Below are 9,634 nucleotides of genomic sequence, written 5' to 3' on the forward strand. Positions count from 1 at the left end.
CGGATGCGGGACACGGTGCCGCAAGGGGCAGAGGGGGTTTGCAAAGTCAGTTAGCAGATTTGCCAACGTCGCGCCTGGATCCCGATGCGCGAAGAGGCGGCAGCACTTTGCAAAGCCGCTTCGCAACTTTGCTAACCGCGCTCTTTCCAGCGCACCATCTGGCGCAGCATGCCGTGGAACATCTGCACGTCGGCCCGGGTGAGCGGCATCCGGCTCCACAGGTTGCGCAGGTTCGCCTTCATCCCCTCGGCCTTGGTCTCGGGGAAGAAAAACCCGGCCTGGTCCAGCCGCTCTTCGTAATGCGCGGCCAGCTTCTCGACCTCGAGACCCGTGGCAGGCTCGGTTCCCCCCATCTCCATCCGCTCGCCGTCGGCGGGCACGTCCGCGCGCCGCCATTCGTAGGCGGTGAGCAGCACGCACTGGGCCAGGTTGAGCGACGGGAAGTCCGGGTTCACCGGGACCGAGATGATGGCGTTGGCCTGGATGATGTCGGCATTCTCGAGCCCCGCGCGCTCGGGCCCGAACATCACGGCGACCTTGCGCCCCTCGGCCGTCATCTCGCGCGCCTTGGCCATCGCGGCCTCGGGCGTGAAGACGGGCTTCGTCATGCCGCGGGGGCGGGCGGTGGTGGCGAACACGTAGTGGCAGTCGGCCAGCGCATCGGCGGTGGTGTGGAAGACGCCCGCACCGTCCAGAAGCCGTCCCGCGCCCGAGGCCAGCGCCACAGCGCGCGGGTTCGGCCAGCCGTCGCGCGGATCGACCATGCGCATCCGGTCGAGCCCGAAGTTCCACATCGCCCGCGCCGCCGCGCCGATATTCTCGCCCATCTGCGGGCGGACGAGGACGAAGGCGGGCTGGCGGTCGGTCATGGGATCATCCGGGCTGGGCGTTCGGCGCGCGTGATAGGCGCGCACGCCCCGCCGCGCAAGCCGCTCAGGCGCGGGCGCGGGCCGCGGCGATCCAGATGCCGACCAGCACCGCCGAGAGGATGCCGTTCCAGGCGGCCATGGACAGGCCGAAGAGGCTCCACACGATCTCGTCGCACATGATGATGGCGCCCGCGCCCTCGGTCGACAGCAGGTCCGCTCCGCTCAACCCCGTGACGCCCGGGCCGGTGCCGGTGCACGAGGTCGGTCCCTCCCACCAGCCCTGCTCGACGCCGGCATGGAAAAACCCGAGGCCCGAGGTGACTGCCGCCGCCGCCGCGCCCAGCCAGGCCACGACGGCCGCCGGATACGCTGCCCCGATAAGCCCCAGCGCGATCGCCGCCCCGTGGGGCCAGCGCTGCCAGATGCACATCTTGCAGGGCGGGTAGCCGGCAAGCTGGAACAGGAATGCGCCGCCCAGAAGCGCGAACGAGCCGGCGGCGGCCAGAAGGATCAGGGTACGGCGGGTCACAGGAACCTCAGAAGTGCGAAGCCACCCACCAGCAAGGCGACGAAGGCGGTGAAGACAAGGCCAAGGCGCTCTTCGATGAAGCGGCGCACGGGCGGGCCGAACTTCCACAGAAGGGCGGCCACGACGAAGAAGCGGAAGCCCCGCGCGATGACGCTGGCGACCATGAAGACGGGCAGCGACAGGCCGGTGGTGCCTGACAGGATGGTGATGACCTTGTAGGGGAACGGCGTGATCCCCGCGATCAGCACCGCCCAGGCGCCCCAGGCGTTGTAGGTCTCGCGGAACTCGTCGAAGCGGGCGTCCTTGCCGTAGAACTCCAGCACCGGGCGGCCCACGCTCTCGAACAATCCCGCGCCGATGACATAGCCCGCCAGCCCGCCCGCGACCGAAGAGGCCGTGGCCACCGCCGCGATCAGGAACGCGCGGTGCGGCGCGGCAAGGATCATCGGGATCATCAAAACGTCGGGCGGAATCGGAAACACCGACGATTCGACGAAGGCGACGATGGCAAGCGCCCACATCGCGTGCGGCGTCTCGGCCAGCCGGATCGTCCGGTCATAGAGTTTTCGGATCATGCGCGGTGTCCCCCGGAGTGGCGACCATGCATCACGCCGGCCGCGCCGCGTCAAGCGGGCCCGTCCGCGCCATTTCCCGCTTCCCCCGCGCCGCGTCCCCTTGTACACAGTCGCCCGTGCCCGAGTGGCGGAATGGTAGACGCAGGGGATTCAAAATCCCCCGCCTCACGGCGTGTCGGTTCGAGTCCGACCTCGGGCACCACTTTGAACCTTAAAACACTGTTTTTACAGTGTTTTTTTATGGGCGCATTTGCCAGCCCGCCCAAAGAGCCGCCCAAAAGAAAACCCCGCGAAAAGCGGGGGCTCCTTCGGTTTCTCCGGCGGGGTTCACGCAGCCTTGAATCGCTTCGTCGCTGCCCTGTGCTCGTTCAGCATCTCGATCGCTGCGTCGAGTTTCTGCTCGATCACGCTGGCCAGCGCGGCGACGGACTTTTCCGCATCGCTCTCGGCGCCCTGGTGCGCCATGAGAAGCATGCCGTTCAGATTACGAGCCTCGCTGATGAGGTCGCTCGCATCGAGGATGTCGCTCATGCCGCCATCTCCTTCGCGCCCACGATCATGTTCTCGAACAGCTTCCGGTCGAGGTTGTCCCGCATGTTGCCGAGCGCGTGCTCGCCGTACCCGTCCGGGTCCGTAAGGAATTCGAGCTGCGCGATGAGACCTTCCATGGTCGTGGGCGGCGTCGTGCAGAGGAGTTCCTCGAAGCGGAATTCCTCGTTCCAATGATGCTTCGCTTCGGCGCTGTCCTCATCGTACCGCGACCACGCTTCCCGGTGCTCCTTCCAGAGGCGGAAGTACTCCACGATCGGATCCTGCGTTTGTCCCTCGGTCGCCACGGCCTGCCCGGCGGCCAGGGCGGGAATTCCGGCCAGCACGACGCGGCGCGTTGGCAGGTTCTTCTTCGTCATTGCATCTTCCCCAAAGACTGTGTTTGATAGGTTTGCTATCAACCGAAAGCAGTCGCCGGTGTCAATAGAAAAAATATCAGTCCGTCAGGTGAAGGCGGCGCGCAGCTTGCTCGGGTGGTCGCAACGCGACCTCGCCGGAAAGTCGGGAATTTCCTATCCGACCATTGCGCGCCTGGAGTCGCAGGACGGGCCGCTCGGCGGCCGGAACGGGACCGCCGACGCGATCCGGACTGCCTTGGAAGGGGCAGGAGTGGAGTTCCTCGACGCCGGGCCGGAGGGAGGCCCCGGCGTTCGGTTGAAGCGAGACACAGAGTGACTGGTTGTGCCGCGCCTCTCGCCGATCCTATTGTCCGGCACATCAGCTTTTGAGAGGTAGCGATGTTCGAGATCGGGAAGAAGTACGAGTTCTGCGTCCTCACGGCCACTGAGGATGGATTGTCGGAGACGCTCAGCCGATGGACAGTAGTGGACGTCGAAGGCACGCTGTTGCACCTGCACGTTCCGGCCGACACTGACAGTCCTTTCGCAAAGCTCTCTGGACCCAGCGAAGAGAGGAACATGGTGCTCAACACCGCATCCTCATTCTTTCACAGCGCGACGCTGGTCGACTGATCTCTCACCCGAACACGGCATCGAACCCCGCCGCGGTCAGGTCCTGTGGCGGGGCTTCCTTCCGTCCCGTGGCATGATCCAGCCATATGCGATCCATGGCGCAGAGGATCCCCACATGGCGCGGCTCCAGCGGCACTCGCATCAGACGACAATAGGCGTCGACCTCGGCGTAGGTGATCGGCTCCGGCCCCTCGGCGGTCCGCTTCCGGGTCCGGGACAGAGCGACGAAGGCATTCCAGACGCTCTCCGAGCCTTCCGGCGGGCGGGGTGCGCGGCCCCTGAGGTTGTCCTCCAGAGCCGCGCAAATGAGCTTCTCCAGCCGGTGTGTCATCGCATCGTCCCCCGGTCGTGCATCGTGCTGCTCCAGGCGCCGTGACGGCGTCGGGATTCGGCCACAGCGGCGACACCTGACTGTTTCGCGGTGACGCGCATCGCGGCGGCGACCTGCCCGTTGTCGGTCAACACCAGGTCGCCACCTTCGACGACAACCCGAACCTCCTGCGCACGGCCTCCGGAGGCGGATTGCGAGAGGGCGCGTTGCGCCTGAGGGACGTTCAGCACGGCTCCAGAGCGGGACGGCACGAACACTTCGCTGTTCGGCGTCCCCTCGTTGACCAGGTACGGAACCCCGGCCTTCACAGGTCCACCGTCGGCCCGGGCGCCGCCGAGCAATCCGCCGAGCCACCCGAAGACCCCGCCACCGCCACCGCTGCCGATCATCCCGAGCAAGCCCTTCTGCATCTGAACCTTCGCGATCTCCATCAGGAGCTGTACCAGCGCGTCCTTCGCGCTCATGGAACCGTCGATGATGGAGCCGAAGAGGTCGGCCATCCGATCCCTCCCGCGCTCCGCGTTCATCTCCATCTGCTCGAGCGTGTTCGCCGCGTCCTCCGCGTTCTGGCCCGCCGTGGTGTAGGCGAGGGCGAGGTTGTCGATCTCGGCGCGCAGCTCGGGCGTGATCTCCCGCCCCTCCTGCTGTGCCGCGTGGAGAAGCTCGGCCTTCCTGCGGGCGAACTCGATGGCGTCCCCGTACTCCTGCCCGCTCTCGGCCACTGCCACGAGCGCCACGGCCTCCGCCTGAAGCGCCTGCGTCTGCTCGCGGATCGCCTCCACCTCGCGCTGATACTCGCCCACGTCTGCACTGCCGCCACCGCCGCCGCTGGCTCCGGTCGCCGGGATGTTCTCGTGGATCATCGGGGGCGCGGGTCGAGGTCGTGGGGAAGAGGCCGGAGCCTCGTCCGTCGCCGTCCTGTTGCGCCAGTCGCGAATGCTGCCGCCCATGCCGCGCGGGTCGCCACCGCGCCCACGGTTCACCGGATCGGAGGCCCCTCCACCAGGCAGGGCTTCCTTCACCGAACGGGCGATGGACAGAAGGCCGGAGAGAGAGGAGCCAAGACGCTCGACGGCCGAAATGGCCCCGCTGAACTCTACCCGGTCCACGTCCTCCAGCGCGTTGAAAGCGTCCACGGCCTGCGTCTGCACGTCGCCCATGCGCTCGGCGAACTCTTCGCCGGAGATGCTGCCGTCCTCGAACTGGTCGGAGAGGGTGCGCATTTCCTCGGCCGCTTGCGCAAGCTGTGCCGCAGCCTCGTCATAGCCCCATGCCCGCATGAGGTTGATGGCCTGCGTCAGCGTGTTCGCCGTGGCCCCGGCTTCCTCGCGCAGGCCCTGATATTCTCCTGCCAAGTGCCGCACGCTGTCGGCCTGGTCCTCGGCCAGTTCGCCCGCCTCCCGCAGCCGATCGTAAATCTCGTCGCCGAGGATGGCGCGGCCCGCTTCCTCGCTGCGGAAGATGTCGTCGAGCCGCTCCTCGATCACGTCGAAGGGAAGGTCGGCCAGGGAGACCGCCACCTGCTTTCCGAACTGGCCCACCCGCTCGGTGAGCGCCTGGAACTTGCGATCCAGCTCGTCGGCCTTCTCGATCATCTCCGAGTCCATCACGGCGCCCACGCGGTGCGCCTCCTGGATGGTGGCCTGTAGCCCCTGCCGTCCCTGCCCGAGAAGCTCGACGAACCGCTCGCCCGCGGTGCCGCCGAAAATCTCGTCGCTGATCCTGATCTGCGCGGCGCGGTCCATGTCCTGGAGCCGGTCGACGATTTCGAGGAGAAGCTCAGAAGGATCTTCCAGCCTGCGTTCGAGGTCGCGGGCCCCAAAGCCGAGACGGCGGAAGGCTTCCTCTGCCGGCCCCTTGCCGGTGGCGATGAACTCGTCGGCCCGGAGGTTCAGTTCCTTCAGGCCGTCGACCATGGAGTCGATGCCGATCCGGTTCTGCTGGGCGACGAACTTCCACTCCTGGAAGTCCTGGAGCGGCACACCCGCGCGCTTGGCCTCGTCGCCCACGGCCGCGATGCCCTTGACCACTTGCCCGAGGTTCGAGGTGACGGCGCTGAGCCCCACGGTGATGGCGCTGCCCGCCACCCCGGCGAGGAAGGTCTTTCCAAACGCCCCGATCTTCGTGCTCGCCGTGGCGAGCGATCGGTTGATGTTGGCCGTGGCGCGGTTCATGTCCCGCTCCATCGCCCGGGTGGCGGAGCCGGAGTTGCGCCGCAGGCTGTTATAGGAGCGCGTGCCCGTGCGCTCCGCCTTCTTCATCTGCTTCTCGAACTGATTGATCCGCGCCTCGAGCGAGACCAGCAAGCGTTCTTCGTCAGCCATTGGGGGCCTCCCTCATGCCAGGAAAAAGTCGTCTTCGAACCAGTCGGCACTGGTGATGAACTGCGTCTCGCCGGCTGCGCAGCGCGCCACCGCCATGGCCGTCGCCACGGCGCCGTCGATCTTGTTGCCGCTCTTGCCCTTGTGGAACGAGCGGTTGCCGGCCGCGTCCACGTGGAGCTGCACGTTGTCGAAGTTCCAGCGCAGTACCGGGTGGCCGCCGTGGTTGAAGCGTCGGGCGAGGATCGCGCGCTCCAGCTCCTTCACGGCTGGTGCCATCGTGACCCAGCCCTGTCGCATCTCCACGACGGGCAGGCCGTCCTCTTCGAGGTTCTGCATCATCACCCGGCCCATGTGCGGGTCGAACGCGGCCTCGCGGACATTGAAGCGGGCGAAGAGTTCGCGGATGTGCTCCTCGATGAAGCGGAAGTCGACGACGTTGCCGGGGGTCGGGATGATATATCCGTCCTCGGCCCACGACACGTAGTCGACGCCGTGCCGGTCGCCTCGGGCGCGCAAGTTGTCCTCCGGGCAGAAGAACCACGGGTGCACCTGGTAGCCGTCGTCGCCGTTTTCCCAGCACGCCACGACGCATGTCAGGTCTTCGTTCTTCGAGAGGTCCACGCCAAGCCAGCACGGCGCCTGCACCATCTCCAGCTCGTCGAGGTCCACCTCGTGCGCGCCCTTGTCATAGACGTGCATCTCGACGAAGGGCGACGTCGATTGATCCAGCCAGCGGTTCAGGTTGAATTGCAGGAAGCTGTCGCGCTCGAACGGGCTGTGCTCGGCCTTCCGCGCCTTATCCCGGAACCCCCCGATATCCGGATAGCCATGATCGAGGCCGGGATTAACCGCGCGCCAGACGGTCTCATCGGTCCAGTCGTCCTCGGGCTCCGCCATGAAGATGACAGGCAGGGTGGCCGGGTCTTCGATCTCGCCCTTCTGCACCTTCATCGCGTACTCGACGGTCTGCCAGGCGAGGTTCTCCTGTCCGCGTCCCGAGGTGCTCGCCACGATCATCAGCGTTCCCGGCACCTTCACCAGCGCGGAATCGAGGGCTTCCCATTGCGAGCGGCCTTTGCGGCCTTCCCACGCGTGCAGCTCGTCCGCGATGACGACGTCCGGCGTCTTGCCGTGCTGCGTCTTGCCGTCGGCGTGCAGGGCGACGTAGCGGGTCCGGTCGCGCTTGAAGGTGATGCGGCTCGTGTACTCCCGCACAGACAGATGCTTCCTGAGGCGGCTGTCGTTGTCGACAATGAGCGCCGTCTCGTTGAACAGCTCCATGGCCTGCTCGTGCGCGGATGCCGCCGACACGATCAGGCCGCCCGGCTTCTTCTCCGGCCCCACGAGGTGCAGGAGCGTCAGCGCGGAGGCGAGGGATGTCTTGCGGTTGCCGCGGGGCAAGAGGAGCACGACACGTCGCACGACGCGCGATCCGTCCTCGTTCCGAGGGCCGTAGACGCGCCGGACGATCTTCTCCTGCCACGGGTCGAGCTGGAAAGGATGTCCGGGCGCCGGGTTCTTCGGATGCTTGAGCTTCCGGAGCCACTGCACGGCGCGGTCGCCGTGGCCCATCGGATCGGCGATCTCGACGTCCTCGTGTATCCAGTCCGGGACCAGCATCAGGCCACCAAGTCGTCGTCGTCTTCGTCGTCGCGGATTGCCGGGCGCGACCGCGAAACTGGCGTGAGCCCGAGTTCGGCTGCAAGCAGGCGCGCGCGGGTCATCGCGTCGGCCTGGATACCGACGCCCGGGTGGCGCTTCAGGCCGGTCTCGGTCGAGATCACGCGGCCGTCGCGCTGGAGCATGCGCTCCATCTCCCGCACCGAGCCGATCGCGAGGCAGTAGTTCTCCAGGCTGCCGAGGTCGGCGTCTGTCAGGATCCGGCGCTCTGTCAGGATCGGCATCACGCGGTCCCATTCCGCCGCGGCGTCCTCGGGCATCCATTCCGGCGCCGGCAGGTCTGCCAGAGCGTCAGGGTCGGTTTTCATGTGCGGCTTCGTCCCGCGCATTACTCGTCTCCTATCGCGATGCAGCGCAGCTCCATGCCCTTGCGGCGTCCGATGGGGGTTACCTCGCGGATGTTGAAATCCGTGCCGTCGAAGCGCACGCGGTCGGCCGTCTTCACGCCGTCGAGGAAGCGGGTGCGAAACACGATGGCGGTTTCGGTCGTCGCGCGGGCATCCCGGATGAACTCCTCGGCCGTCTGCTCCACAACCTCGGCCCGGAGCGTGGCAAGGTCCGTCCAGGTCGGGACCGGCGTGCCGTACTCGTTCACCGCCGAGGCGTCGTACTGCTGAACCTTGATGACGTGGGTGAGCTTGCCTGCCCTCATGCCTGCACCTCCGCGATCAGCATCTCGACGGACACCACGCCGTGGCTGGTCTCGCCGTCAGGGTCGCGCATGACGCGGACACCGGAGGCGCGCAGGTCGGCGCAGTGATAGCCCGCGTCGAGGTTCATGCGCCCGGACATCACGGCGCGGCGGATGGCCCCACAGATACGCTTCACGCCCTCCAGAGAGGTCTCCTGCTTCCAGACGTGAATCGTGTGGTAGACGCGCGTATGGGTCCGCTGAAAACTCGTCCCCTCGTCCACGAGCTGCGTCTCGCCCAGGATGATCGAGGGCGACGGTGCGGGCCGCTGATTGCGGTCGAGGATGGCGGTGGCCGGCACAAGGGCCGTCACCTCGGGAGAGGCGATGAGGCGGTTCCTGAGGGCCTTCTGGGTGGCGAGGTCCATGCTCATTTGCCGGTCCCCCAGTTCTCTTTGACCGCCTTGGAGATGGCACGCTTGATGCGGTTCTCGGCGCGCTTCTTGCTCATCCGGAAAGCGGGCCAGAAGAAGGGCCGCGCGGTGCTGTTCTTCGTGCCGTACTCGACGAGGTGCGCGTAACGCACGTCGGTGTTGCCTGCGGTGATCACCACCTCGTTCGGCCCCGCCACCTGCGAGCCGCCGGGCTGCGAATAGGGCGGTGTGGAATCGCCGGGGGCGGTGACTTGGATGCTACCCATGAGGTCGCCCGTCACCTCGGGCGCGAGCCCCTCCATCGTCTCCGCGATCTCGTACCCGCTCTGCATCAGGGCAGGCTTGACCGCCTTGCGGACCTCTTTGGGGATCCTGCTCATGCGGTACTGGAAGTTCTTGAGGCCACCATCACGAGACATCAGAAGGTGAACCCCCGGTACTCGTTGACGATCTCGCGGACGTTGAATGGCACCTCGTTCGCGGTGGCTCCTACGACCGCCGCCTCGCGCTGTTCGTACCACCACGCGGCAAGCTGGCTCACGGCCTCGATCAGCGCGGGAGGAACCGGATCCTGATCCACACCGCCGAATGTCTCCTCGATCTTGAAACCGAGGAGGCGCTCGATGTGGCTCTGCGCGGCGTCGATCTTGCGCGTGAGGAGCTGGTCGTCGGCCGATCCGATATCATCGGTGAACGCCAGTTGCTCCTTCACCTCGCTGAGAAGAACGATTGCCATCGGTT

The 9,634-nt window shown here is 66.6% G+C and carries 15 protein-coding genes and 1 tRNA gene; 3 read left to right on the top strand and 13 right to left on the bottom strand.

The features are described 5' to 3' along the window. Positions 1–131: 131 nt before the first annotated feature. From BM162_RS12385 to BM162_RS12395, 3 genes are all read right to left on the bottom strand, one after another. Positions 132–869, bottom strand: coding sequence for an RNA methyltransferase (locus tag BM162_RS12385; RefSeq protein ID WP_093422334.1), 738 nt, complete (start codon positions 867–869; stop codon positions 132–134). A gap of 64 nt (positions 870–933) precedes the next feature. Next, positions 934–1,398, bottom strand: coding sequence for a disulfide bond formation protein B (locus tag BM162_RS12390; RefSeq protein ID WP_093422336.1), 465 nt, complete (start codon positions 1,396–1,398; stop codon positions 934–936). Next, positions 1,395–1,973: a YqaA family protein gene (locus BM162_RS12395; protein ID WP_093422339.1), complete on the bottom strand. Its 579-nt coding sequence runs from the start codon at positions 1,971–1,973 to the stop codon at positions 1,395–1,397. Before BM162_RS12395 ends, BM162_RS12390 begins: the two co-directional genes overlap by 4 nt. Before the next feature lie 118 nt (positions 1,974–2,091). Between BM162_RS12395 and BM162_RS12400 the strand changes: the two genes are divergently transcribed. Further along, positions 2,092–2,175: transfer RNA gene (locus BM162_RS12400), tRNA-Leu, on the top strand. A 125-nt stretch (positions 2,176–2,300) separates the two neighbouring features. Here BM162_RS12400 and BM162_RS12405 read toward each other — a convergent pair. Beyond that, complete coding sequence (locus BM162_RS12405) at positions 2,301–2,504, bottom strand: hypothetical protein (protein ID WP_093422341.1); 204 nt, start codon at positions 2,502–2,504, stop codon at positions 2,301–2,303. Continuing rightward, positions 2,501–2,881, bottom strand: coding sequence for a hypothetical protein (locus BM162_RS12410; protein WP_093422344.1), 381 nt, complete (start codon positions 2,879–2,881; stop codon positions 2,501–2,503). The genes BM162_RS12405 and BM162_RS12410 overlap by 4 nt, the downstream gene beginning before the upstream one ends. Positions 2,882–2,969: 88 nt before the next feature. Between BM162_RS12410 and BM162_RS12415 the strand changes: the two genes are divergently transcribed. Continuing rightward, a complete protein-coding gene (locus BM162_RS12415; protein ID WP_245759255.1) occupies positions 2,970–3,197 on the top strand; it encodes a helix-turn-helix domain-containing protein in 228 nt (75 codons plus the stop codon). 62 nt (positions 3,198–3,259) lie between these two features. Continuing rightward, positions 3,260–3,493 carry a hypothetical protein gene (locus BM162_RS12420; protein WP_093422346.1) on the top strand — a complete coding sequence of 78 codons (234 nt, stop codon included), beginning with the start codon at positions 3,260–3,262 and terminating at the stop codon, positions 3,491–3,493. A 4-nt stretch (positions 3,494–3,497) separates the two neighbouring features. Here BM162_RS12420 and BM162_RS12425 read toward each other — a convergent pair whose 3' ends face one another. From BM162_RS12425 to BM162_RS12460, 8 genes are read right to left on the bottom strand one after another with little or no spacing between them, the layout of a single operon-like run. Then, positions 3,498–3,824 (bottom strand): phage tail assembly chaperone, encoded by a 327-nt coding sequence (locus BM162_RS12425; RefSeq protein ID WP_093422350.1) that lies wholly within the window; start codon positions 3,822–3,824, stop codon positions 3,498–3,500. After that, a complete protein-coding gene (locus BM162_RS12430; RefSeq protein ID WP_093422352.1) occupies positions 3,821–6,148 on the bottom strand; it encodes a phage tail tape measure protein in 2,328 nt (775 codons plus the stop codon). Before BM162_RS12430 ends, BM162_RS12425 begins: the two co-directional genes overlap by 4 nt. Before the next feature lie 12 nt (positions 6,149–6,160). Beyond that, positions 6,161–7,768 (bottom strand): terminase large subunit, encoded by a 1,608-nt coding sequence (locus BM162_RS12435; RefSeq protein WP_093422355.1) that lies wholly within the window; start codon positions 7,766–7,768, stop codon positions 6,161–6,163. Beyond that, positions 7,768–8,157, bottom strand: a complete 390-nt coding sequence (locus BM162_RS12440) for a phage terminase small subunit P27 family (RefSeq protein WP_093422357.1) — start codon at positions 8,155–8,157, stop codon at positions 7,768–7,770. The genes BM162_RS12435 and BM162_RS12440 overlap by 1 nt, the downstream gene beginning before the upstream one ends. Then, complete coding sequence (locus BM162_RS12445; protein WP_093422360.1) at positions 8,157–8,480, bottom strand: phage head closure protein; 324 nt, start codon at positions 8,478–8,480, stop codon at positions 8,157–8,159. The genes BM162_RS12440 and BM162_RS12445 overlap by 1 nt, the downstream gene beginning before the upstream one ends. Continuing rightward, positions 8,477–8,893 carry a DUF3168 domain-containing protein gene (locus tag BM162_RS12450; RefSeq protein ID WP_093422364.1) on the bottom strand — a complete coding sequence of 139 codons (417 nt, stop codon included), beginning with the start codon at positions 8,891–8,893 and terminating at the stop codon, positions 8,477–8,479. The genes BM162_RS12445 and BM162_RS12450 overlap by 4 nt, the downstream gene beginning before the upstream one ends. Beyond that, positions 8,890–9,312 (bottom strand): HK97-gp10 family putative phage morphogenesis protein, encoded by a 423-nt coding sequence (locus BM162_RS12455; protein WP_093422366.1) that lies wholly within the window; start codon positions 9,310–9,312, stop codon positions 8,890–8,892. Before BM162_RS12455 ends, BM162_RS12450 begins: the two co-directional genes overlap by 4 nt. Next, complete coding sequence (locus tag BM162_RS12460; protein WP_093422369.1) at positions 9,312–9,629, bottom strand: head-tail connector protein; 318 nt, start codon at positions 9,627–9,629, stop codon at positions 9,312–9,314. The genes BM162_RS12455 and BM162_RS12460 overlap by 1 nt, the downstream gene beginning before the upstream one ends. Positions 9,630–9,634: the final 5 nt, after the last annotated feature.

The sequence above is a fragment of the Tranquillimonas alkanivorans genome (assembly GCF_900115595.1).
Taxonomy (GTDB): domain Bacteria; phylum Pseudomonadota; class Alphaproteobacteria; order Rhodobacterales; family Rhodobacteraceae; genus Tranquillimonas; species Tranquillimonas alkanivorans.